The sequence below is a fragment of the Streptomyces sp. NPDC107522 genome (assembly GCF_055657525.1).
On record NZ_JBVKAU010000001.1, the window covers coordinates 432575 to 456772 of the forward strand.

Genomic DNA, 24198 nt, shown 5'->3' on the forward strand with positions numbered 1-24198 from the left:
ACGCTGCGGGCCGTCTGTGGCTGGTCGCGCAGTTCCCCGCGCCCCTATCGGGGCGCTGCAGTACCGCAACTTGAAGGAGCAATCCATGCGTACGTCCATTGCCACCGTCTCCCTCAGCGGATCCCTCACCGAGAAGCTGACCGCCGCATCCCGGGCCGGGTTCGACGGCGTCGAGATCTTCGAGAACGACCTGCTGGCCGGCCCGCTGTCCCCCGAGGAGATCCGCAGCCGCTGCGCCGATCTCGGGCTCAGTATCGACCTCTACCAGCCCATGCGGGACATCGAGGCCGTGCCCGCCGACGAGTTCGGGCGCAATCTGCGGCGGGCCCGGCACAAGTTCGAGGTGATGCGGCGGCTCGGGGCCGACACCGTGCTCGTGTGCTCCAGCGTGCACCCGCTCGCCGTGGACGACGATGCGCTCGCCGCGTATCACCTGCGCCAACTTGCCGACCTGGCCCAGGACTTCGGGATCCGGGTGGCGTACGAGGCGCTGGCCTGGGGGCGGCATGTCAACACGTACACCCACGCCTGGCGGATCGTCGAGGCCGCCGACCATCCCGCGCTCGGCACCTGTCTGGACAGCTTCCACATCCTCTCGCGCGGGTCCGACCCCAAGGGCATCGCGGACATCCCCGGCGAGAAGATCTTCTTCCTTCAGCTCGCCGACGCCCCGCTGCTCGCGATGGACGTCCTCCAGTGGAGCCGCCATTACCGCTGCTTCCCGGGACAGGGCGGCTTCGATGTCGCCGGGCTGGTCCGCCACGTCCTGCACACGGGATACGAAGGGCCGCTCTCCCTGGAGGTCTTCAACGACGTCTTCCGGCAGGCCGAGGCCGGCCCGACCGCCGTGGACGCTCACCGCTCCCTGATCGTGCTGCAGGAAGCGGTCGGCCTGGCGACCCCGCCCGCACCCGTCGTCCCGACCGGCGTCGCCTTCGCCGAACTGGTCACGCCCGATGCCGAACCGGTCTCGGCGCTGCTCGGTGCCCTGGGCTTCACCCGTACCGCGCGGCACCGCAGCAAGCCGGTCGATCTCTGGCAGCAGGGCGAGGCCCGCGTCCTGGTCAACACCGCGGGCGCCGCACGCCGTGACGGCACCGGACTCGCCGCCATCGGCCTGGAGTCACCGGACCCGGCCGCCGCCGCCCGCCGCGCCGAGGCCCTCCTGGCCCCCGTCCTGCCCCGCCGCCGCGCCCTGGAGGACGCCCCGCTCGACGCGGTCGCGGCACCCGACGGCACGGAGCTCTTCTTCTGCGCGACGGACCGGCCCGATCTGCCCAGCTGGCGCGCCGACTTCGCGGACGTCGGGCCCGAGGCCGGGACCCCGGGCGTGCACCGCATCGACCACCTCGCCCTCACCCAGCCCTGGCACCACTACGACGAGGCGACCCTCTTCCACCGCAGCGTCCTCGGGCTGCACGCCCAGGAGAGCGTCGACGTCGCCGACCCGTACGGCCTGATGCGCAGCCGCGCCGTCACCAACCCCGACGGCAGCGTGCGGATCGCCCTGAGCGTCGGCGCCGCGCCCACGGACGACACGGTGCACGCCCAGCACATCGCGCTGACCACGGACGACGTGGTCGCCGCGGCCCGCCGCTTCCGGGCGGCGGGCGGCCGGATGCTGCCGATCCCGGCCAACTACTACGACGACCTGGCGGCCCGGTACGAGTTCGCGGACGGTGAGCTGGAGACGTACCGCGAGCTGGGCATCCTCTACGACCGTGACGCGTACGGCGAGTTCCGGCACTGCTACACCGTGACCGTCGGCCGTGTCTTCTTCGAACTCGTGCAGCGGGACGGCTACCGGGGTTACGGCGCGCCGAACGCGCCGGTGCGGCTGGCGGCGCAGCACCTGGCGCAGTGACCTACTGGCGGTTGACGGTCCGGGTCACGCCGGCGATGACCGTCGTGGCCAGGATCCAGCCGGTGAGGATGAGGACGTACGACAGCCACTGCTGCCCGTCCTGCGGGGCGAACGCCGTTTCCTGGCCGAAGGAGATCACCGGCAGCAGCAGGTCGAGCGTGTAGAACACCGGATTGAAGTCGGGTGCTTCGTCCGACTTCAGCGCCGGCGGCGCCTGCACCGCGAAGGTGACCGAGCCGACGGCGAGCAGCGACAGCAGCCAGCCCAGGGCACGCATGGGCCGGAAGCCGTAGCCGACCGTGGCGTCCTGGACGTGGCCCCACAGACGGCCGTACCAGGGCAGGGTGGTGCGGTGGCGGCGCTGCTTGGCGAGCTGGACGAGGCGGGCGGCGTGGTCGTCGCCGGTCCGCCGGTAGGCGGCGGTCAACTGCTCGTATCCGTGCGGGTCGAACGGGTCGTCGTCCCGGTTCAGCATGGGCAGCCGACGCTCGGGCGGCACATGCGGGGTGAGGGAGGTGTATGTGAGGTCGAGGATGCGGACCTGGTCCGGCAGCATCTCCGGCTCCAGGTTGAGGTGGTCGATCTGCGAGCGGCGCAGGTTGAGCATGCCCTCGACCTGCGGGCCCTTGCGCAGCCACACCTCGCCGATGACACAGCTGCTCGCCCGCATCGCGGTGCCGCCGGGGTTGGACAGCCTGCTGTACAGCAGGTCGAGCCGGCCGGGGATGCGGGCACCGCGCAGGTCGATGCGGCCGTGCGCGCGCAGCCGTCGGCCGAGCACGTTGGCGCCCACTTCGAGGGCCTCGGCGTTGAGGACGAAGCCGCCGGGATGACGGAGTTCGGCGTCCTCCAGCCGCAGCGAGCCGCTGATCGTGGCGCCGTTGAGACGGATCTCGCCGCGCGTGCGCAGCCGGGACGCGCACAGGTCCTCCCCGACGGTCACCTGGTGGAGCTGGAGAACCGGCGCCTCGGTTCCGTCCGCCGCGGAGATCTCGGTGCTCTCCAGATACAGCGCCCCGGCGATCTGCGCGCCGCCGAGCCGCACCGGCCCGTCGAACCGGCACTTCGTCAGCCGCAGTCCGCCGTCGACCCGGACCCGCGCGGACGCCAGACCCGGCAGCCGGGACCCGGTCAGGTTGAGGTACTTGAGCTGGGCGCCGGAGAAGTCCGGCACGTCGTCGAAGCGGCAGTGACTCAGGCGTACGACGCTGTCGACGGTCGCGTACCGCAGGTCCAGTACGCCGGTGATCCGCGCACCGGCCACCTTGAGGGCGGCCACCTCCCCGCTCTCCACCGGGCCGTCGAGCAGAAGAGCCCGCAACACCGCGGCCCTGACGCTCCGTTGTGGCCCCCAGTCGGCGCCGCCCTCAGCCCCGCTCTCGTCCCCCGCCTCGCGGAAGTCCACGGCCTCGCCTCTGGGAAAGGCCTCCCACACCCGCTGCTCGGCCGGCGTCAGATCGTTGATCTCCATCAGCGGGGACTCTGACGCCGGCCGCTGAACCTGTCAACTCGCGGAGTGGGGCCTGGCGTTCCAGTCCGCGATCACCGGGCGGCCGTGCTCCGTCGACAGACGGCTCACCGTGCCCGTCGCCAGCTGGAACAGACGTCCGTCCGCCGGGGCCAGCCCCAGCCGGCGGGCCGTCACGACCCGTAGGAAGTGGCCGTGCGCCACGAGGATCACGTCGCCGTCGGGGAGCGCCGCCTCCACCCGGGCCAGCACCCGGTCGGCCCGCGCCCCCACCTCGGCCGGTGACTCGCCGGGGTGCCCGTCCGGCCCGGGTGGCACTCCGTCGGTCCACAGGTACCAGTCGGGGCGGGTGCGGTGGATCTCGGCGGTGGTGACGCCCTCGTAGCCGCCGTAGTCCCACTCGTGCAGATCGGGGTCCGGTACCGCCCCCGTCACGCCCGCCAGCTCCGCGGTGCGCACGGCGCGGCTCAGTGGGCTGGTGAGCGCCAGGGAGAAGGTCCGGGCGGACAGGAGCGGGGCGAGGGACTTGGCCTGTTCCTCGCCGTCCTGGGTGAGGGGCAGATCGGTGAAGCTGGTGTGCTGTCCCGATCTGCTCCACTCCGTCTCACCGTGGCGGACCAGCAGAAGATCCCCCACGGCCCGCTACTCCTTCGACTCGACGGCGTGCCCGCCGAACTGGTTGCGCAGCGCCGCGATCATCTTCATCTGCGGGGAGTCGTCCTGGCGGGACGCGAACCGGGCGAACAACGACGCCGTGATCGCGGGCAGCGGCACGGCGTTGTCGATGGCCGCCTCGACGGTCCAGCGGCCCTCGCCGGAGTCCTCCGCGTAGCCGCGCAGCTTCTGCAGGTGCTCGTCCTCGTCGAGGGCGTTCACCGCGAGGTCCAGCAGCCAGGAGCGGATGACGGTGCCCTCCTGCCAGGAGCGGAACACCTCGCGGACGTTGTCCACCGAGTTGACCTTCTCGAGGAGCTCCCAGCCCTCTGCGTAGGCCTGCATCATGGCGTACTCGATGCCGTTGTGGACCATCTTCGAGAAGTGCCCGGCGCCGACCCGCCCGGCGTGGACATAGCCGTACGGCCCTTCCGGCTTGAGTGCCTCGAAGATCGGCTCCAGCCGCTCGACGTGCTGCTTGTCGCCGCCGACCATCAGCGCGTAGCCGTTCTGCAGACCCCACACACCGCCGGAGACGCCCGCGTCGACGAAGCCGATGCCCTTGACGCCGAGTTCGGCGGCGTGCTTCTCGTCGTCCGTCCAGCGGGAGTTGCCGCCGTCGACCACCGTGTCGCCGGGGGAGAGCAGGTCCTTGAGCTCGTCGATGACGGTCTGGGTGGCGGTGCCGGCCGGGACCATCACCCAGACCGTGCGCGGCGCGTCGAGCTGGTGGATCAGTTCTTCGAGGCTCTTGACGTCGGAGACCTCGGGATTGCGGTCGTAGCCGATGACGGTGTGGCCGGCGCGGCGGATCCGCTCGCGCATGTTGCCGCCCATCTTGCCGAGGCCGATCAGGCCCAACTGCATGGCTGTCATGTCAGTTCACTTCCTTGAGTTCACGGTAGGCGGCCACGAGGGCGGCGGTGGAGGCGTCGAGACCGGGCACGTCAGCACCCTCGGTCAGCGCGGGCTCGACCCGCTTGGCGAGGACCTTGCCGAGCTCGACGCCCCACTGGTCGAAGGAGTCGATGTTCCAGATCGCGCCCTGCACGAACACCTTGTGCTCGTACAGCGCGATCAGCTGGCCGAGCACCGAGGGCGTCAGCTCGCGCGCGAGGATGGTGGTCGTCGGGTGGTTGCCGCGGAAGGTGCGGTGCGGCACCTGCTCCTCGGCCACGCCCTCCGCGCGGACCTCGTCGGCCGTCTTGCCGAAGGCGAGCGCCTGCCCCTGTGCGAACTGGTTCGCCATCAACAGGTCGTGCTGCGCCTTGAGTTCGTCGCTCAGCTCGTCGACGGGACGCGCGAACCCGATCAGGTCGGCGGGGATGACCTTGGTGCCCTGGTGGATCAACTGGTAGTAGGCGTGCTGCCCGTTGGTGCCGGGCGTGCCCCACACCACCGGCCCGGTCTGCCAGTCCACGGGGTGGCCGTCGCGCTGGACCGACTTGCCGTTGGACTCCATGTCCAGCTGCTGCAGATACGCCGTGAACTTCGACAGGTAGTGGCTGTAGGGCAGGACCGCGTGCGACTGCGCGCCGAAGAAATTGCCGTACCAGATGCCCAACAGGCCCAGGATCAACGGGGCGTTGGCCTCGGCGGGCGCGGTCTTGAAGTGCTCGTCGACGGTGCGGAAGCCGTCGAGCATCTCCCGGAACCGCACCGGGCCGATGGCGATCATCAGGGACAGGCCGATCGCCGAGTCGTACGAGTAGCGCCCGCCGACCCAGTCCCAGAACTCGAACATGTTGTCCGGGTCGATGCCGAAGTCCGTCACCTTCTCGGCGTTCGTCGACAGCGCGACGAAGTGCCGGGCGACCGCCTTGTCGTCGCCACCGAGCCCGGCCAGCAGCCAGGAACGGGCCGAGGTGGCGTTGGTGATCGTCTCGATGGTGGTGAACGTCTTGGACGCGACGATGAACAGCGTCTCCGCCGGGTCCAGGTCCCGGACCGCCTCGTGGAGGTCGGCGCCGTCGACGTTGGAGACGAACCGGAACGTCAACTCCCGCGCCGTGAACGGGCGGAGAGCCTCGTACGCCATCGCCGGACCCAGGTCGGAGCCGCCGATGCCGATGTTCACGACATTGCGGATACGACGGCCCGTGTACCCGGTCCACTCGCCGGAGCGGACGCGGTCGGCGAACGCGCTCATCTTGTCCAGCACCGCGTGGACCTTGGGAACGACGTTCTCGCCGTCGACCTCGATCACCGCGTCGGCCGGCGCGCGCAGCGCGGTGTGCAGCACCGCCCGGTCCTCGGTGAGGTTGATCTTCTCGCCGCGGAACATGGCGTCGCGCAGCCCGAACACGTCGGCGGCGGCGGCGAGTTCCTGGAGCAGGGCCAGCGTCTCGTCGGTGACCAGGTTCTTGGAGTAGTCGATGAGCAGGTCGCCCACGCGCACGACGTAGCGCTGCGCGCGCCCCGGATCGGCGGCGAACAGCTCACGCAGCTCGGCGTGGAGCAGCGGGCCCGAACGGTGGTCCTCCAGCTCGGTCCACTCGGGGCGCCGGGTCAGCTTGGGCGTCTCAGACATGAGAGGGCGTCTCCTTGGGAGCCTCGCCGCGCAGGGCGACGGCGTACATCTCGTCCGCGTCGAGGCGCCTGAGCTCCTCGGCGATGAGTTCGGAGGTGGTGCGGACCTTCAGGGCGAGGGTGCGCGACGGCTGGCCCGGCAGGGACAGCGTGGCCAGCGGGCCCTCGGGACGGTCGATGACGATCTCGCCGTTCTCGGTGCCGAGGCGCACGCCCGTGACGACCGGTCCGGCGGTGACGACCCGTTCGGCGGTGACGCCGAGGCGTGCCTCCAGCCAGCGGGCCAGCAGCTCGGCGGCCGGGTTGTCGGCCTCGGCCTCCACGGCCGCCGAGACGATCGGCACCCGGGCCTGGTCCAGGGCCGCGGCGAGCATCGAGCGCCACGGGGTGAGCCGGGTCCAGGCGAGGTCGGTGTCGCCGGGTGCGTAGGAGCGGGCGCGGACCTCCAGGTCGGCCAGCGGGGTCTCGGTGGTGTAGAGGTCGGTGATCCGGCGCTGCGCCAGCGCGCCCAGCGGGTCCTTCGACGGGTTCTCCGGCGCGTCCACCGGCCACCACACGACGACCGGGGCGTCCGGCAGCAGCAGCGGCAGCACCACCGAGTCGGCGTGGTCGGACACCTCGCCGTACATCCGCAGGATCACCGTCTCGCCGGTGCCGGCGTCGGCGCCCACCCGGACCTCGGCGTCGAGGTGGGAGCGGGTGCGGTCGCGCGGGGTGCGGGCGTGCCGCTTGATGACGACCAGGGTGCGCGAGGGGTGCTCGTGCGAGGCCTCCTCGGCCGCCTTGATCGAGTCGTAGGCGTTCTCCTCGTCCGTGACGATGACCATCGTCAGGACCATGCCCACGGCCGGTGTGCCGATCGCGCGGCGGCCCTGCACCAGCGCCTTGTTGATCTTGCTTGCCGTGGTGTCGGTCAGGTCGATCTTCATGGCCTGCGCCAGCTCCGTCCGTCTCGTGCGAGCATCTCGTCGGCTTCCTCGGGTCCCCAGCTCCCGGACGCGTACTGCGCCGGCTTGCCGTGCGTGTCCCAGTACTCCTCGATCGGGTCGAGGATCTTCCAGGACTCTTCCACTTCCTGGTGACGTGGGAACAGGTTGGCGTCCCCGAGGAGGACATCCAGGATGAGCCGCTCGTACGCCTCCGGGCTGGACTCCGTGAACGACTCGCCGTACGCGAAGTCCATCGTCACGTCCCGGATCTCCATCGAGGTGCCCGGCACCTTGGAGCCGAACCGGACCGTCACGCCCTCGTCCGGCTGGACGCGGATCACGATCGCGTTCTGGCCGAGCTCCTCGGTGGCGGTGGAGTCGAACGGGGAGTGCGGCGCCCGCTGGAAGACGACGGCGATCTCCGTCACCCGCCGCCCGAGCCGCTTGCCGGTGCGCAGGTAGAACGGCACGCCCGCCCAGCGCCGGTTGTCGACGTTCAGCTTGATGGCGGCGTAGGTGTCGGTCTTCGACCCCGGGTCGATGCCGTCCTCCTGCAGATACCCGAGGACCTGCTCACCGCCCTGCCACCCGGCCGCGTACTGCCCGCGCACGGTGTGCCTGCCGAGGTCCTCCGGCAGCTTCACCGCCTTGAGCACCTTCAGCTTCTCCATCAGCAGCGACGCGGCGTCGAAGGCGGCCGGCTCCTCCATGGCGGTCAGCGCCATCAGCTGGAGCAGGTGGTTCTGGATGACGTCACGGGCGGAGCCGATGCCGTCGTAGTAGCCCGCCCGGCCGCCGATGCCGATGTCCTCGGCCATCGTGATCTGCACATGGTCGACATACGACCGGTTCCAGATCGGCTCGAACATCTGGTTCGCGAACCGCAGCGCCAGGATGTTCTGGACGGTCTCCTTGCCAAGGTAGTGGTCGATACGGAAGACCTGCTCCGGGTCGAACACCTCGTGCACGATCGCGTTGAGCTCACGGGCGCTCGCCAGATCGTGGCCGAACGGCTTCTCGATGACCGCCCGCCGCCAGGACCCCTCGGGGGCGTCCGCCAGGCCGTGCTCCTTGAGCTGCTGGACGACCTTCGGGAAGAACTTCGGCGGTACGGAGAGATAGAAGGCGTAGTTGCCGCTCGTACCGCGCGCCGCGTCGAGCTCGTCGACGGTCTGACGCAGCTGCTTGAACGCCATGTCGTCGTCGAAGTCACCCGGGATGAACCGCATGCCCTCGGCGAGCTGCTGCCAGACCTCCTCGCGGAACTCCGTACGGGCGTGCTCGCGCACCGAGTCGTGCACGACCTGCGCGAAGTCCTGGTCCGCCCAGTCCCGGCGGGCGAACCCGACGAGCGAGAAGCCCGGCGGCAGCATGCCGCGGTTGGCGAGGTCGTACACGGCCGGCATCAGCTTCTTGCGGGACAGATCTCCGGTGACACCGAAGATGACGAGGCCGGACGGGCCCGCGATACGGGGCAGACGGCGGTCTCGGGGGTCGCGGAGGGGGTTGTCCCAGTCCCAGTCGGAGGAGGTCATGCTGCGTCAGCTCCCTTGGTGCCGAGCGACTTCTTCACGGCGTTCAACAGGTCCTGCCACGCCACCTCGAACTTGGCGACGCCCTCGTCCTCCAGTCGGGTGACGACCTCGTCGTACGAGATCCCCAGTGCCTCTACGGCGGCCAGGTCGGCGCGGGCCCGGTCGTAGCCGCCGGTCACCGTGTCGCCGGTGATCTCGCCGTGGTCGGCGGTGGCGTCGAGCGTGGCCTCCGGCATGGTGTTCACCGTGCCGGGAGCGACCAGCTCGTCGACGTACAGGGTGTCCTTGTAGGCGGGGTCCTTGACACCGGTGGAGGCCCACAGGGGGCGCTGCTTGTTGGCCTTGGCACCGGCGAGGGCGGTCCAGCGCTCGCCCGCGAAGACATCCTCATATGCCTCGTAGGCGAGCCGCGCGTTGGCGAGCGCTGCCTTGCCCTTGAGCGCGAGGGCCTCGTCCGTGCCGATCGCCGTCAGCCGCTTGTCGATCTCGGTGTCGACGCGGGAGACGAAGAAGGACGCCACGGAGTGGATGCCGGAGAGGTCCAGGCCCTTCGCGGCCGCCTTCTCCAGGCCGGCCAGGTAGGCGTCCATGACCTCGCGGTAGCGCTCCAGGGAGAAGATCAACGTGACGTTGACGCTGATGCCCTGCGCGATGACCTCGGTGATGGCGGGCAGGCCCGCCCTGGTCGCCGGGATCTTGATCATCACGTTGGGGCGGTCGACCAGCCAGGCGAGCTGCTTGGCCTCGGCGATCGTGGCCGCGGTGTTGTGGGCGAGGCGGGGGTCGACCTCGATGGAGACACGGCCGTCGCGGCCGTCCGTCGCGTCGTGGACGGGCCGCAGGATGTCGGCGGCGGCACGGACGTCGGCGGTGGTCATCATCCGCACGGCCTCGTCGACCGTGACGCCCCGCACCGCGAGGTCGGCGAGCTGCTCCTCGTAGCCCTCACCGGAGCCGATGGCGGCCTGGAAGATGGACGGGTTGGTGGTGACGCCCACGACGTTCTTGTCCGCGACGAGTTCGGCGAGGTTGCCGGACTCGATCCGATTGCGCGACAGGTCGTCCAGCCAGATGGAGACGCCTTCGTCGGAGAGGCGCTTGAGGGTGCCCGCGGTGGCGGTTGTCTCGGTGCTCACTGTGATCATCTTCTTTCAGGCGTTCGGATCAACCGCGGGCGGCAGCAACGGATTCCCGGGCTGCGGCGGCTACGTTCTCGGGGGTGAAGCCGTACTCGGCGAACAGGGTCCCGGCGTCGGCGGAGGCGCCGAAGTGCTCCAGGGAGACGATGCGTCCCGCGTCGCCCACGAACCGGTACCAGGTGAGCCCGATCCCGGCCTCGACGGCGACCCGCGCCTTCACGGCCGGCGGCAGGACGCTCTCGCGGTACTCGTGCGGCTGCTGCTCGAACCACTCCACGGACGGCATCGACACGACCCGCGTACCGATCCCCTCGGCCTCCAGCTGCTCCCGTGCGGCGACGGCGAGCTGGACCTCGGAGCCGGTGGCGATGAGGACGACGTCGGGGATCTCGGTGGAGGAGTCCTTGAGGACGTAACCGCCCTTCGCCGCATCGGGGTTGGGCACGTACGTCGGCACGCCCTGGCGGGTGAGCGCGAGGCCGTGCGGGGCCGGGTCGGTGGAGTGCCGGCGCAGGATCTCGGCCCAGGCGATCGCGGTCTCGTTGGCGTCGGCGGGGCGGACGATGTTCAGGCCCGGGATGGCACGCAGTGAGGCGAGGTGCTCGACCGGCTGGTGGGTGGGGCCGTCCTCGCCGAGGCCGATGGAGTCGTGCGTCCAGACGTACGTCACCGGCAGCTGCATCAGGGCCGACATGCGGACGGCGTTGCGCATGTAGTCGGAGAACACCAGGAAGGTGCCGCCGTAGATACGGGTGTTGCCGTGCAGCGCGATGCCGTTCATCTCGGCGGCCATCGAGAACTCGCGGATGCCGAAGTGGACCGTGCGGCCGTACGGGTCGGCCTCGGGCAGCGGGTTGCCCTTCGGCAGGAACGAACTCGTCTTGTCGATGGTGGTGTTGTTCGACCCGGCGAGGTCGGCGGAGCCGCCCCACAGCTCGGGGATGACCGCGCCGAGCGCCTGGAGCACCTTGCCGGAGGCGGCACGCGTGGCGACCGCCTTGCCCTCCTCGAAGACCGGGACCGAGGACTCCCAGCCCTCGGGCAGCTGGCCGGCGACGATCCGGTCGAACAGCTGGGCGCGCTCGGCGTTGGCGCCGCGCCACTTGTCGAGCTGCTTGTCCCAGGCCGCGTGCGCCTCGGCGCCCCGGTCGAGGGCCCGGCGGGTGTGGGCGAGTACCTCGTCGGCGACCTCGAAGGACTGCTCGGGGTCGAAGCCGAGGATGCGCTTGGTGGCGGCGATCTCGTCGGCGCCGAGCGCGGAGCCGTGGGACGCCTCGGTGTTCTGGGCGTTCGGGGCGGGCCAGGCGATGATCGTGCGCATCGCGATGATCGAGGGGCGCTCGGTCTCGGCCTGCGCCGCCTTGAGCGCCGCGTACAGCGCGTGCACGTCGATGTCCCCGCCCAGGGCCGGTTCGACCCGCTGCACGTGCCAGCCGTACGCCTCGTACCGCTTCAGCACGTCCTCGGAGAACGCGGTGGCCGTGTCGCCCTCGATGGAGATGTGGTTGTCGTCGTACAGGAAGACCAGGTTGCCGAGCTTCTGGTGGCCGGCGAGCGAGGACGCCTCGGCCGAGACGCCCTCCTCCAGGTCGCCGTCGGAGACGATCGCCCAGATGGTGTGGTCGAACGGGGACTCGCCCTGCGGGGCCTGAGGGTCGAACAGGCCGCGCTCGTAGCGGGCGGCCATCGCCATGCCGACCGCGTTGGCGACACCCTGGCCGAGCGGGCCGGTCGTGGTCTCGACGCCCGCGGTGTGGCCGTACTCGGGGTGGCCCGGCGTCTTCGAACCGTGCGTCCGGAACGCCTTGAGGTCGTCGAGCTCCAGCTCGTACCCGGCAAGGAAGAGCTGGGTGTAGAGCGTGAGCGAGGTGTGGCCGGGGGAGAGAACGAAACGATCTCGCCCGCTCCACTCAGGATCGGCGGGATCGTGGCGCATCACCTTCTGAAAGATCGTGTACGCGGCCGGCGCCAGGCTCATCGCGGTGCCGGGGTGACCGTTCCCGACCTTCTGCACGGCATCCGCGGCCAAGAGGCGCGCGGTGTCGACGGCACGCCGGTCGAGTTCGGTCCATTCGAAGCTGTCCGGTGTCTGCGTGCTCATCTTCAAGAAGTCCTCGATCGGAGCGAAGTGGCTGGTTCAACGCGTTCAAAAGTAAAAGTCTGACTTTTACGAGGGAAGGTCGGCGTGTGTCAGGCTGTGGTGAAAGTGGGACACCGCGAGGAGTGCTGCGCACGGCTGAGCGGGAGCGGTACTCGAGTGAGACGGCACGAGACGGACATGGTGGACACAAGGGCTGAAGGTGGCGACGGGATACGGACGTTTCCCTTCCCGGTCGATCTGAGCGTCCTCGGCGTCGGTATGCAGGTCGGCCAGATGGGCACCGGACGCACATGGCACGCCGCCGACGCCCCGCTGGAGCGGGTTCACCGCATCGACTTCCACGTCGTGATGCTCTTCGGCGAAGGGCCCGTACGTCACATGATCGACTTCGCCGAGTACGAGGCGAACGCCGGCGACGTGCTGTGGATCCGCCCCGGCCAGGTCCACCGCTTCTCGGGGACGGGCGGGTACCGAGGCACCGTCCTGACCATGCAGCCAGGCTTCCTGCCCCGTGCGACGGTCGAGGCGACGGGCCTCTACCGCTATGACCTCCCGCCTCTGCTCCACCCCGACGAGCCGCAGCTCAGCGCCCTGCGGTCGGCCCTCGCCCAACTGCAGCGCGAGTACGAGGACACGACCACGCTGCCGCTGAGCCTGCACACGGCCGTGCTGCGGCACTCGCTGACGGCGTTCCTGCTGCGGCTGGCGCATCTCGCCGCGAGCTCGGCGGAGGCGGCGCGGGGGCAGGCCGACACGACGTTCACGCTCTTCCGCGATGCGGTGGAGAAGGGCTTCGCCACGAACCACAGTGTCAGCGCGTACGCCGACCAGCTCGGCTACTCACGCCGGACCCTTGTGCGGGCGGTCCGTGCGGCGACCGGGCAGACGCCGAAGGGGTTCATCGACCGGCGGGTGATTCTGGAGGCCAAGCGGCTGCTTGCTCATACGGACATGCCGATCGGGCGGGTGGGGGCGGCGGTCGGGTTTCCGGACGCGGCGAACTTCTCCAAGTTCTTCCATCAGCACACGGAGGTGACGCCGGCGGCGTTCCGTGCGGAGCTGCGTTGATCGGGCGCGATCGGGGGTGCCGCTTTGGGCTGTCTGGCGTCTGCGGGTTCGTTGTGGCTGGTCGCGCAGTTCCCCGCGCCCCTGAAGGGCGTTACGCCGACCGCGTCTCGTACATGCGCAGCGCGACCACGAGCCCCGATGCGGCCGTAAGCGCCGCGACCGTCCAGATGGCCGTCGTGATGCCATACGCGTCGGCCAGGGCACCGGCGAGCAGCGCCCCCACGGCGAACCCCCCGTCCCGCCACAGGCGGTAGACGCCAACCGCGCGTGCCCGCCAGGCCGGGTGGGCGACGTCGCCGATGACGGCGAGCAAGGTCGGGTAGACCAGTGCGGTGCCGATGCCGAGCAGGACCTGTGCGACCGCCCACATGGAGAACGTCGTTCCCTCGGCGACAAGGCCGATCGCGGCCGCCTGCAGCAGCATGCCAGCCGTGATGAGGGCTTTGCGGCCGACGTGGTCCGACCACCAGCCGGTGACCAGTTGCCCCGCACCCCAGACCGCCGGATACAGCGCGGCCAGCACGCCGATCTCCGCGACCGACAGGCCGTGCGCGGCGAAGAGCAGCGGGAAGATGCCCCAGGCGAGGGCGTCGTTGAGGTTGTTGACCAAGCCCGCCTGGCTCGCTGCCGACAGCGCCCGGTCGGTGAGGCTGGTCCGCCGCGCGATCTGAGCAGTCGTCAACTCCCGTTCCGCCGCTGCCTGCACGGGGTGCACAGCCGCCTCGGCGCGGGCGTGTTCGCGGGTTTCCTGGACGGCGAAGACCGACAGGCCCAGGGCCAGGACGAGATACGCGGCGCCGAGTAGGAAGGGTTCGGGGCGCAGTCCGGCGTGTTCGGCGATGGCGCCCGTGGCCATCGCGGTGGCGGCCACGGCGCCGTACCCGGCGGCCTCGTTGAGGCCCATGGCGAGGCCCCGCCGTTCCGGACCCGCCAGGTCGATCTTCATGATGACCGTCGTGGACCAGGTCAGGCCCTGGTTGACGCCCAGCAGGACGTTCGCGGCGACGATCCAGCCCCAGGACGGACCCCAGGCCAGCATCGCGGGCACGGGCAGCGCGATCAGCCAGCCGGCGATCAGCACGGGCTTGCGGCCGTACCGGTCGGACAGGGTGCCCGCGAAGAAGTTGGTCACCGCCTTCGTCGCGCCGAACGCCAGAATGTAGGTGAAAGCGGCGGTGTAGGCGGACAGGTGGAAGACGTCGTCGGCGAGCAGCGGCAGCACGGTGCGCTCCTGGCCGAGCATGCCGCCGACCAGGGCGTTGACGAGGACGAGCAGGCTGAACTGGGCGAGGTTGGCGCGCAGTCCGAGCCGTACGGCGCCGGCGTCGGTGTGCGCGGTCACGCACCCTCCTGCAGCGGGCGGCCGGTGGCCTCGGCCCAGTCGGCCGGGCCGCCCGCGAGGACGGCGAGGCCCTCGTGCCCGGCGCGTTGCAGCAGGCTCGCGGCCGTCATGGCGCGCTCACCGTGCCCGCAGTGCACGAGCGCACCCGACGGCGCCTCGTCCGCACGGGCGGCCAGATCGCCGAGCTCGATGGCGACCGCGCCCGGGATGTGCCCGGACTCCCACTCGGACCGCTGACGAACGTCGAGGACGGGACGATCGCCCACGCCGTCGGCGGCGACAACCTCGACGGTCACCCGCTCGCCGCCGTCGGCCGTCCAGGCGTCCATCGTCAGATGCCCGCACAGTCGCTCGTAGCCGATCTTCAGCGCCTGCCAGGTGAGTTCGGCGAGGTCCTGGCCGGGCTGGGTGACGAAGACCAGGGGGCTGTCGTCGGGCAGCAGCCAGCCCAGCCAGGAGGCGAACGCGTCGCGCAGCCGGATGGAGACGGCGCCGGGAACGTGCCCCGCGGCGAAGTCCCGCACCCCGCGTACGTCGACGATCTGCGCGCCCTGGCCGAGCAGTTCCCGTACGGCGGCCGGGGACAGCGCCGGGAGCGAGGGCTCGGCGGCGAGCAGCCCGGGGCCACGCCGGTTGATTTCTGCGAGCCGCTCGAAGTACGCGGGGTAGGAGCCGAGGCTGCCGAGCAGTTCCCGTACGAAACTGGCCTCGTCCGGCGCGGCCAGCAGGGCGTTGGCCCGCTTCTGGGCGCCGATGGTCGTCGTGCGCTCGGCGCCGGGCGGGGCGGAGCAGAAGGAACCGGCGCCGTGCGTGGGCCATACGGCCGTCATGTCCGGGAGCCGGGACAGGCGCCGCAGGGACTGGTACTGGGCGCGGGCCAGCTCCTCCGCGCGGGCGGGGCCGAGGAGATCGGTGCGGGCGGCCGAGCCGACGATCAGCGAGCCGCCGGTGAACACGCCCACTTCCCGGGCGCCGTCGAGGAGGAGGAAGGACAGGTGCTCGTCGGTGTGACCGGGGGTGGCCAGCGCGCGCAGGGTCAGCCCGCCCAGGTCCACCTCGTCTCCGTCGGCCAGCCCGTGGTGGTCGAAGGTGCGCCGCCCGGCGGCGGAGGCCAGTACCGTCGCCCCGTCGTCGGCGGCGAGCTGCAGCGCGCCGGTGAGGAAGTCGGCGTGCAGGTGTGTGTCCGCGGCGAAGGCGACGGTCAGCCCACGCCGTTCGGCCGCCGCACGGAGGGCACGCAGATCGCGGCTCGCGTCCATGGCCAGGGCGCGGCCGTCACCGAGGTCGACGAGATACGCACTGTTGCCGAGACCGGCGTCGACCAGCGGAACCAGATGATCGTCGGCGAAGCCCACGGGGTCCTCCAGATGCCACGGTACGGGCCGGACGCCCCACGCGCCCACCCCTCACTCCCGTCACTTACAATATTCCATGGAATGATGGAGGATGCCATGGGAGACGCGGTCGGCAAAGCCGCCCTGTACGACGCCTTCGCCCGCACCGGCAAGGCGCTGAGCAGCGGAAAACGCCTCGAACTGCTCGATCTGCTGGCCCAGGGCGAGCGCACTGTCGACGCCCTCGCCAAGGCCGCCGGCCTGAACCTGACCACCGCCTCGGCGCACCTCCAGACCCTCCGGCAGGCCGGCCTGGTCGCCACCCGCCGCGACGGCGTACGCATCCACTACCGCCTGGCCGGCGACGACGTGGCCGCCCTCTACGCCCTGCTCCGGCGCGTCGCCCAGACGCACCAGCCCGCCGTCGAACCCGCCCGCGCCGCCTACCTGGGGGCCGACGACACCACGGCCGTCGACCGCGAGGAACTGCTCTCCCGCGCGGCGGCCGGCGAGATCGTCGTCCTGGACGTACGTCCGGCCGAGGAGTACGCGGCCGGGCACATCCCGGGCGCCCTGTCCATCCCGGTCGACCAACTCGCCGACCGCATCACCGAGTTGCCCGAGGACGCCGAGGTGGTGGCCTACTGCCGAGGTGCCTACTGCGTCCTGGCCCATGACGCCGTACGCCTTCTGCGAGACCGCGGCCGCCGGGCCGTCCGGCTCACCGACGGGATGCTGGAGTGGCGGCTGGCTCAGCTGCCGGTGGAGGCGGCGGCGTGAACGGCTGAAGCCCCCGCGAGGACCACCGAGGTCTCGCGAGGGCATCGACAACGTATGGGTCAGCGACCGAAGTTGAACCAGTTCACGTTCACGAAGTCCGACGGCTGACCGCTGGTGAAAGTGAGATAGACGTCGTGCGTGCCGGTCACCCCGCTGATGTTGGCCGGGATGGTCCGCCATGACTGCCAGCCGCCTGTGTTGCCCACCGCGAAGCTGCCGATCGGCGCGTTGCTGCGGCTGTCCAGGCGCACCTCGACCAGGCCGCTGATGCCGCTCGCCGCACCGCTCGCCACCCGGCCGACGAACTGAGTGGCCGCCGTGGAACCGAAGTTGACGCCCCGGTACAGCGCCCAGTCGCCGTTCGCGAGGGAGCCGATGTTCTGGCCGCCGCCCGAGTCGGAGGTGGACTCGGTGCTCGCGCCGCTCTGGCCGTCGTACGACTCGGCCTGGATGGCGCTGTAGGCGTCACGGTTGCCCGTCGGCGGGGGTGTGGTACCGCTCCCACCGGTCGACAGCACCTGGATGTAGTCGACGACCATCGGGTGGCCGGGCTGGGTGTCGGCGTCCAGTCCGCCGCCGAAGGCGTCCGGGAAGGCGCCGCCCATCGCCACGTTCAGGATGATGAAGAAGCCGTGGTTGGTGGCTTTGGACCAGGTCGTCGCGTCCATCTGGCCGGCGTTGACCGAGTGGAACTGGGTGCCGTCGACGTAGAAGCGGATCGTCTCCGGACTCACCGAGCGGTCCCACTCCATGGTGTAGGTGTGGAACGCCGACTGGCACGTCGAGCCGGGGCAGGCCGTGTAGTTGCCGAGGCCGGTCGTCTCGTTGCACGGGCCGCCGGGGTTGGTGCCGCAGTGCAGCGTGGCCCAGACCCGGTTCAGGCCCTGGACGTTCTCCATGATGTCCAGCTCGCCCACGCTCGGCCAGTTCTGGTAGTTGCCGCGATAGGGGGCGCCCAGCATCCAGAACGCCGGCCAGTAGCCCTCGGCGGCGGTGCCGGTGACGTTCGGCATCTGGATGCGGCCCTCGACGCGCAGCTTGCCGCCCGCCGGGGGCTGGAAGTCGGTCCGCACGGTCTCGATACGGCCCGAGGTCCATCGGCCGGCCGCGTCGCGCCGGGGCGTGATGCGGAGGTTGCCGTTGCCGTCGAGCGAGACGTTGTCGGTGCTGTTCGTCATCGTCTCGACCTCGCCGGTACCCCAGTTGGCGGGGCCGCCCGGATACGACGTGCCGATGTCGTACTGCCAGTTGGAGGTGTTCACGCCGGTGTTCGCGGCGCCGTTGAAGTCGTCGAGGAAGACCTGCGTCCAGCCCGTCGGGGGCGTGGGCGCGGAGGCGTTCGCGGATGGGACGGCGACGGTGGCGGCGGCCGCCGCCAGACCGAGAGTGCCGAGCGCCGCGACGAGCACGCGGGTGAGGGGGCGGCGTCTGCGGTGTATGCCGGAGGGTTCGCTCATGGGGGTGCTGCCTCTCGGTGTACGGAGTGGGGAGTTGAGAATGCGGGTGCTTTTGAGAGCGCTCTCAGAGTCTCGCCAATGTGCTCCCCGTCCCACCGGTCGTCAAGAGGTGAAGCAGAGAAAAGCCTTGCGCCGCAGGAAAGTTCACCCTATGAATGCGTGAATGTGCCGGAGCGCGCTGCCTGGGAGAGGGAAGAGGCCCTGATCGCATGGAACTCGTCTTCACCGGCCGGGTGATCGAATGGCGCGGGCCGGCGCCGTACTACTTCGTCCGCGTTCCGGACGAGGAATCCGGTGACATCCGGGAGGTGGCCGCGATGGCCACGTACGGCTGGGGTGTCATCCCGGTCGAGGCACGGATCGGCGAGGTCGCCTTCGAGACGTCGCTCTTTCCCAAGGACGGCGGCTATCTGCTGCCGCTCAAGAAGGCCGTGCGTGCGCCGCAGGGGCTCGGGTCCGGTGACGAGGTGGCCGTGAAGATGGCCGTCCGCCTCTAGGAGTTCTCGACGTACGTGGACAGGTCCTGGACGGCACTGTCTCGCCGACCCGACACGGTCGGCGAGACAGTGCCGTCACAACGTTTGCGGGGTGTGATCAGCCGAGCGCGGCGGGAGAGTGGGCGTTGCGCAGGAGCAGTGCTGCGGTGCCGGAGCCGTCGGCGGGGACGGTCCATACGTCCTTGGTGCCGTCGTCGTGTTGCTCGGCGTAGGCGAGGGTGGAATTGTCCAGCCAGGCCGCTTGGTCGTCCACGCTTCGGGTTTCGGCGGTGCGGGTGACCCGGTTGGTGGCCAGGTCGAGCACGGAGAGGTGCCAGCCACGGGTGGGGTCGCCGTCGATGGGTGATTTGAACGCGATCCTGCTTCCGTCGGGCGAGAGTGAGGGGCATTCGACGCGGTCGCGCAGGGTGCGGACGGTCCGCGCGGCGAAGTCGCCCCGGACCAGGTAGCGGTGGCCCTTGGTGTACATGGTGGCGTAGAAGGTGTTGTCGTCGTCGGTGAACGTCACCCCCCAGTAGTTGACGTCGACCGACTGATACGGCTTGCCGTCCTTGATGACGGAGAAGGTCTCCAGCGTCTTGAACAGGGTCCCCGTCCTGGTGTCGTAGATGCCTGTGCGAGTGGCGAAGTTGAGGGTGGCGTAGCTGTCGCCGCCGACGAAGGCGGTCCAGGAGACCATGCGGCCGCTGGCCGAGACGCGGACCCGGTTGGGGACGCCGCTGACCGGGATGGCTTTGCGTTCCTTGAGGTCCGTGCCGAGGACGCGCATCGCGACGGTGCCGAGGATCCCGTCGGCGTAGAGGCAGGCGACGGTTCCCGCGGCGGCGTAGACGCGGTCGCACTTGGTCTTCGACACCGCCCGGGGGCCGCCCGGTCTGTTCTTGTCGACTGTGGTCACCTGGCCGGTGCTCGTCAGGGTCAGCAGCCGCGGCCCCGGCGACAGCGACACCGTTTCGGCCGTGGTGGGCGCTTCGGGGGCCTTGGCCGACGAGCTGACACGGCCGTAGCCGATCGCGACGCCGGCGAGCGCCAGGGTGGCGGCCACCGTGGTGACGATGCGAGCCGTGCGCCCGAACCGGGGCCGTACGGGCGCGGGCAGGGGGCTGGGCTGCGGCGTCTCGGTGTCGATCGTGGACTGCCGGCTCATGCGGTCACCTCGGTGTCGGTGGTGGTGGATCGGTTGATCAGCAGGAGTGCGGTGGCTGCGACGGCGAGTACGGCGACGGCGGCGGCGCATCGGACGGCGGTGACCGGGCCCCACAACTGCCAGGCGAGTCCGAACAGGACGGAGGAGGCGAGGTAGGCGAGGGCCTGCCCGGTCTGGATCAGCGCGATGCCGGTCGTGCGCACGCGTTCGGGCAGTGCCGGGCCTGCCAGGGCCATCAGTACGCCGTCGGTCGCCGCGTAGAAGAAGCCGTACAGGAGCAGCACCAGTGCCAGGAGCGGCCGGCCGTGCAGGGGGCCGGACAGGAGGAGGTAGACGACGACCAGGGCCGCGTAGCCGCCGAGCACGACAGGTACCCGGCCGATCCGGTCGGCCAGCGCGCCGAGGGGAATGGCCAGCAGGAGATAGGCCAGGCTGGTACCGACCGCGAGCAGGGGGAAGCTGCCCAGGGACACCTCCTCCCGGCGCTGCAGGAGGAGATAGACGAAGCCGTCGCCGATGACGGCGAACCCGAGCAGACACGCCGCGACGAGCAGTCGGCGCACCGGCGCGGCCCGCAGCAACTGCAGGGCCTCCCGGGGGGAGACAACGGCGGCGGGCGGACGGTCGTCGTGCCGGTCCCGGACGAAGAGCACGAGGACGAGCACACCGAGCGCGGCGATGCAGAAGCTGGTGACCAGGACGGCGTCGAGGGCCTGGCCCGTGGCTGCCAGCACGCCGAGGGCGACGATCGGGCCGAGGAACGCGCCGATGCCGTCCATGGTCCGGTGCACGCCGAACGCGCGCCCAAGTGCATGCGGCGGCGCGGACAAGGTGATCAGAGCGTCGCGCGGCGCGGTGCGCAGCCCCTTGCCGGCCCGGTCGGCGGCGATGACCAGCCCGATCGCGCCGGCCGAGCGGCCGACCGCGAGCAGCCCGAGCTTGGCCAGCGCCGACATCGCGTATCCGATGCCCGCCACCGCTTTGGGTGTGCGGACCCGGTCCGCGACGTATCCGCCGACGAGCCGCAGCAGTGCGGTGGCTCCGGTGTAGATCCCGTCGATCATGCCGTAGGCGAGCGGGCTCATGGACAGCCCGAACACCAGATACACGGGCAGGATCGCGGTGACCATCTCGGCGGAGATGTCGGTCAGCAGGCTGACCGTGCCGAGCGCGAAGACGTTGCCGCCGACGACTGTGAGCCCGCGTATCCGGGAGCGGTTTTCGGCGGGCGCGCCATCGGACCCGGGTCTGTCGATCGAGGACAGATACATGGGGTGGACCTTTCGGGGCGGGGACGGAACAGGGCACTCAGCCGGCAGCCGGGGGTGCCCTCCCCGGCCGGGAGGGCACCCGTCGCTCAAGTGCCGGTCAGTGACAGGAGTTGGTGCCGCTGTCGGTGAAGGTCTTGCCCGCCTCGGGGACGAACTGCCAGTCATAGCTGCCCGAGTGCAGGGTCAGCTTCAGCACGCCCCAGGTGCTGCTGTTGCGGACCTGGCTGTTGGGCTGAATCGTGCCGAAGCCGCCCAGCCCGGTGCCGCCCATGCCGGCGACGAACTGGCGGATGCCGCGGGTGTTGTCCAGGGCGCCGTTGGCGTCCATCGGAGCGAACCGCTCGTAGTTGTGGTTGTGCCCGGTCACGACCACCTCGGCGTTGTTGTCGTACAGCGCCTGGTACAGGGGCTTCACCGAGGTGTTCGGGCCGTGGCTGGAGCCGGAGGTGTAGCGAGGGTGGTGCCAGTAGGCGACGGTGCACGGCTTGGTGCTGGCCGCGAGGTCGCTCCGCAGCCACTGCTCCTGTGCCGAGCCCGCCGAGCAGGACACGATCGAGCAGTTGGAGTTCAGCGCCACGACGTGCCAGTTGCCCAGGTCGAAGGAGTAGTAGCCCTTGTTCGGGTCTCCCGCCGAAGCACCGAAGTAGTTGAAGTAACCCGACGCACCTGTGGTGTGGTACTCGTGATTGCCCGTGGCGGGCCGGGTGCGGGCTTTGTGCCTGCCCCAGGACGGCTGGTAGCAGTTGGTGTAGTCGGAGGACGTGCCGTCCGGGTACGCGGTGTCACCGATGGCCATGACGGTGCCCGTGATGCCGTCCAGCAGCTTGCCGGTGGCCTCGTCGCCCGCCGTGCCGCAGTTGGCGATGTCACCGGCGCCGACCAGCACCGGATCACCCGACGGCGGCTGCGTCGTCGTGGGCGTGGGGGACGGGGCAGTGCCGGTGGTGATCACCAGCTGCGGGGCGTCGGCGCCGGACTCGCGGGAGTCGTAGTACGCGCCGTTGGTGCTGCTGGACGTGCCGCCGAAGCTGAACGTGCCGTTGCCGGTCACCACCGAGGTCACGTCGATCTCGACCCACTGGTCGTTGGCCACCGAGCCGAGCGATGCGACGGTGGTGCCGTCGATGACCGGCTTGTTGTTCCAGGTGACGCCTGTCTCCGACCAGGTGGTGTCGGTCATCGACTTCCAGGTGCCACCGTTGCTGCTGTTGCCGCCGCTGGTGACGCGGATCCGCAGCTTGGCGCTGGTGACTGCCTGGGTGAGGCCGCTGACGGTGAACTTCAGGAACGACTGGCGCACCGGCGAGTTGTCGACGGTGAACTGCGACGAGGTGCCGTAGTTCGTCGTCGGGGTGCTGTCCTGCACGTAGGTGTCGGCGGTCGGATTGACGGTGGTCGTGGCTGCGGTGGCCGTGGGGGCGTTCGTGAGCAGAGCCGCGACGGCGGCTGTGGTGGTGACGACTGCTGCGCTCGCCGTCGATGCTCTTCGGATGTGGCGGGTGCCCATCACGTGATCCCTTCTGAGATGAAGGTTGTGGCTCCGTGTGGGGGGCGGTGTGGAACCTATGAGTCCGCTGTGGACCGCTGCCACGGTGAGGAAATGAACGTTGGGCGTGCGGGAGATGGCGTTTCGCCGCCGTCGAACAAACGTGCTGACGGTCAGTCAAATAGCCGAAGTCGCTGGGTGGTTGAGCCCCTTGAGGTCGGTCACGGCGCGGGCCGCCAAGAGTTCAGCTCGGCGTCACGGCGGGGCAATGGGCAAGCCACGCAGTCCTCGCCCGGGGGCGGCTTTGTTCCTCAGCATGACGCTCTGGGCTCCGCCGCAAGACTTTCGAGGTATCCCCCGCCGAATGATTCGCGCGTTTCTGGTCATGCTGGGGGGCGCGGTTCTCGCGGGGGTCCTGGTGTCGTTGACGGCCCCGGTCGCCTGGGCACATGTCCCGACGACGGACGGCACGTCCACGATCCGCCAGGACGGTTCGCTGGTGCGCTACAACCTGGAGGTGGACTACGACAAGCTCACGAAGGCCGCCGGCCTCGGTGGGCTACCGCCTGGAGCGAAGGACGCGGAGCGCGAGGCATTTCTCGAGTCCCACCAGGCGCAGCTCACGTCATACCTGGCCGGCCGCCTGACCGTCGCCCTCGACGGCGTGCGCTGCGCCGCCGCACTCGAAGACACGGGAATCACCAAGCGGCAGCAGTTTCTCTACGCCCGCCTGCTCCTGATCCATCGCTGTCCCGGTCCGGGGAACGGCGAGTTCACCGTGCGCTACGAGGTGTTCTCCGACACGGCCGCCATCGGTGCCGAGCACACCAACATGGTCGACTACGAACTCGGCGGTTCCGGGGGGAGCGATGTCTTCGATGCCGGTCATCGTGAACTGCGCGTCGGCCGGAGTCACGCCGACGAGCCGGGCCAAGGCGAGTCGCGGGCCGGCGAGACGGTCTTCTCCTCGTCGACGGGACGTTTCGTGGCCATGGGGATGGAGCACATCCTGCTCGGCATCGACCACGTGCTCTTCCTGGTGCTCCTGCTGCTCGGCGCTCGGGGATGGCGCAGCGTAGCCCTGCTCGCGACCAGCTTCACGCTGGCGCACAGCGTGACACTCGCCCTGGCCGTGCTGGGGTGGGTCGAGGTTCCGGCCGAGATCGTCGAACCGCTGATCGCCTTGTCCATCGTGTACGTCGCGGTGGAGAACATCGCGCGTGGCGAGTCGCGGCATCGCGCCCTCGTCGTGTTCGGCTTCGGCCTGCTGCACGGGCTGGGCTTCGCCGGGGCACTGAGCTTCACCGACGACTTCAGCGGCCGACTGCTCGTCTCCCTGTTGAGCTTCAACCTCGGCATCGAGCTGGGCCAGCTCGCGATTGTTCTGCTGGCGTTCCCGCTGCTCCTGCTGGCGCGCCGGTACTCCTGGTCGACCATGGCCCATGTCGGCGCGGCCGCCGTTGTCGGTGTCCTCGGCCTGGTCTGGTTCGTCGAGCGCCTGCTGGCGCCGAGCGGCGCCGCGTAGGGCGAGATCCTCCCCTTGGCTCCGACAATATGAGCCTTTGCGTTCGGATCCGATTCCGGGGCCGACCCGCCG

General features: G+C 70.3%; 19 protein-coding genes. 5 read left to right on the forward strand and 14 right to left on the reverse strand.

Features of this window, described 5'->3' with window-relative positions; translation table 11 throughout:
• Positions 1-85 precede the first annotated feature (85 nt).
• The gene (locus ACZ7L6_RS01900) at positions 86-1864 is read left to right on the forward strand and encodes a bifunctional sugar phosphate isomerase/epimerase/4-hydroxyphenylpyruvate dioxygenase family protein (protein WP_471919976.1); all 1779 of its coding nucleotides are present in this window, start codon (positions 86-88) and stop codon (positions 1862-1864) included.
• 1 nt (position 1865) lies between these two features.
• Here the strand turns inward: ACZ7L6_RS01900 and ACZ7L6_RS01905 are convergent, their stop codons facing one another.
• Genes ACZ7L6_RS01905 through tkt form a run of 8 tightly spaced genes read right to left on the reverse strand, consistent with a single transcriptional unit; the run spans position 1866 to position 12219 of the window.
• Positions 1866-3335 carry a pentapeptide repeat-containing protein gene (locus tag ACZ7L6_RS01905; protein WP_471919977.1) on the reverse strand — a complete coding sequence of 490 codons (1470 nt, stop codon included), beginning with the start codon at positions 3333-3335 and terminating at the stop codon, positions 1866-1868.
• A gap of 33 nt (positions 3336-3368) precedes the next feature.
• Entirely contained in the window at positions 3369-3968 is a 600-nt protein-coding gene (locus tag ACZ7L6_RS01910; protein WP_471919978.1) for a histidine phosphatase family protein, read from the reverse strand.
• A 6-nt stretch (positions 3969-3974) separates the two neighbouring features.
• Complete coding sequence (gene gnd, locus ACZ7L6_RS01915; protein WP_471920588.1) at positions 3975-4853, reverse strand: phosphogluconate dehydrogenase (NAD(+)-dependent, decarboxylating); 879 nt, start codon at positions 4851-4853, stop codon at positions 3975-3977.
• A gap of 10 nt (positions 4854-4863) precedes the next feature.
• Positions 4864-6516 (reverse strand): glucose-6-phosphate isomerase, encoded by a 1653-nt coding sequence (gene pgi / locus ACZ7L6_RS01920; protein ID WP_471919979.1) that lies wholly within the window; start codon positions 6514-6516, stop codon positions 4864-4866.
• Entirely contained in the window at positions 6509-7444 is a 936-nt protein-coding gene (gene opcA / locus ACZ7L6_RS01925) for a glucose-6-phosphate dehydrogenase assembly protein OpcA (protein WP_471919980.1), read from the reverse strand. The genes pgi and opcA overlap by 8 nt, the downstream gene beginning before the upstream one ends.
• The gene (zwf, locus tag ACZ7L6_RS01930) at positions 7441-8979 is read right to left on the reverse strand and encodes a glucose-6-phosphate dehydrogenase (protein WP_471919981.1); all 1539 of its coding nucleotides are present in this window, start codon (positions 8977-8979) and stop codon (positions 7441-7443) included. The genes opcA and zwf overlap by 4 nt, the downstream gene beginning before the upstream one ends.
• Complete coding sequence (tal, locus tag ACZ7L6_RS01935) at positions 8976-10124, reverse strand: transaldolase (protein ID WP_471919982.1); 1149 nt, start codon at positions 10122-10124, stop codon at positions 8976-8978. Before tal ends, zwf begins: the two co-directional genes overlap by 4 nt.
• A 19-nt stretch (positions 10125-10143) precedes the next feature.
• Positions 10144-12219, reverse strand: coding sequence for a transketolase (gene tkt / locus ACZ7L6_RS01940; protein ID WP_471919983.1), 2076 nt, complete (start codon positions 12217-12219; stop codon positions 10144-10146).
• A gap of 177 nt (positions 12220-12396) precedes the next feature.
• On the opposite strand from tkt, the gene ACZ7L6_RS01945 reads away from it, so the two are divergent.
• Positions 12397-13287, forward strand: coding sequence for a helix-turn-helix domain-containing protein (locus tag ACZ7L6_RS01945; RefSeq protein WP_471919984.1), 891 nt, complete (start codon positions 12397-12399; stop codon positions 13285-13287).
• A 91-nt stretch (positions 13288-13378) separates the two neighbouring features.
• Here ACZ7L6_RS01945 and ACZ7L6_RS01950 read toward each other — a convergent pair whose 3' ends face one another.
• Both ACZ7L6_RS01950 and ACZ7L6_RS01955 read right to left on the reverse strand, forming a co-directional pair.
• Positions 13379-14629, reverse strand: coding sequence for an MFS transporter (locus ACZ7L6_RS01950; protein WP_471919985.1), 1251 nt, complete (start codon positions 14627-14629; stop codon positions 13379-13381).
• Complete coding sequence (locus ACZ7L6_RS01955) at positions 14626-15984, reverse strand: MBL fold metallo-hydrolase (protein ID WP_471919986.1); 1359 nt, start codon at positions 15982-15984, stop codon at positions 14626-14628. Before ACZ7L6_RS01955 ends, ACZ7L6_RS01950 begins: the two co-directional genes overlap by 4 nt.
• 96 nt (positions 15985-16080) lie before the next feature.
• Here ACZ7L6_RS01955 and ACZ7L6_RS01960 point away from each other — a divergent pair, with 96 nt between their 5' ends.
• Positions 16081-16743, forward strand: coding sequence for an ArsR/SmtB family transcription factor (locus ACZ7L6_RS01960; RefSeq protein ID WP_471919987.1), 663 nt, complete (start codon positions 16081-16083; stop codon positions 16741-16743).
• Between the two features lie 59 nt (positions 16744-16802).
• Here ACZ7L6_RS01960 and ACZ7L6_RS01965 read toward each other — a convergent pair whose 3' ends face one another.
• A complete protein-coding gene (locus tag ACZ7L6_RS01965) occupies positions 16803-18200 on the reverse strand; it encodes a glycoside hydrolase family 16 protein (protein ID WP_471919988.1) in 1398 nt (465 codons plus the stop codon).
• 209 nt (positions 18201-18409) lie between these two features.
• On the opposite strand from ACZ7L6_RS01965, the gene ACZ7L6_RS01970 reads away from it, so the two are divergent.
• Positions 18410-18697 (forward strand): DUF1905 domain-containing protein, encoded by a 288-nt coding sequence (locus ACZ7L6_RS01970; protein ID WP_471919989.1) that lies wholly within the window; start codon positions 18410-18412, stop codon positions 18695-18697.
• Between the two features lie 97 nt (positions 18698-18794).
• Here ACZ7L6_RS01970 and ACZ7L6_RS01975 read toward each other — a convergent pair whose 3' ends face one another.
• The 3 genes from ACZ7L6_RS01975 to ACZ7L6_RS01985 form a co-directional block, all read right to left on the reverse strand.
• The gene (locus ACZ7L6_RS01975) at positions 18795-19844 is read right to left on the reverse strand and encodes a hypothetical protein (RefSeq protein ID WP_471919990.1); all 1050 of its coding nucleotides are present in this window, start codon (positions 19842-19844) and stop codon (positions 18795-18797) included.
• Positions 19841-21115, reverse strand: coding sequence for an MFS transporter (locus ACZ7L6_RS01980; protein WP_471919991.1), 1275 nt, complete (start codon positions 21113-21115; stop codon positions 19841-19843). The genes ACZ7L6_RS01975 and ACZ7L6_RS01980 overlap by 4 nt, the downstream gene beginning before the upstream one ends.
• A 97-nt stretch (positions 21116-21212) precedes the next feature.
• Entirely contained in the window at positions 21213-22622 is a 1410-nt protein-coding gene (locus ACZ7L6_RS01985; protein WP_471919992.1) for a CBM96 family carbohydrate-binding protein, read from the reverse strand.
• Positions 22623-22965: 343 nt separating this feature from the next.
• Here ACZ7L6_RS01985 and ACZ7L6_RS01990 point away from each other — a divergent pair, with 343 nt between their 5' ends.
• Entirely contained in the window at positions 22966-24126 is a 1161-nt protein-coding gene (locus tag ACZ7L6_RS01990) for a HupE/UreJ family protein (RefSeq protein WP_471919993.1), read from the forward strand.
• Positions 24127-24198: the final 72 nt, after the last annotated feature.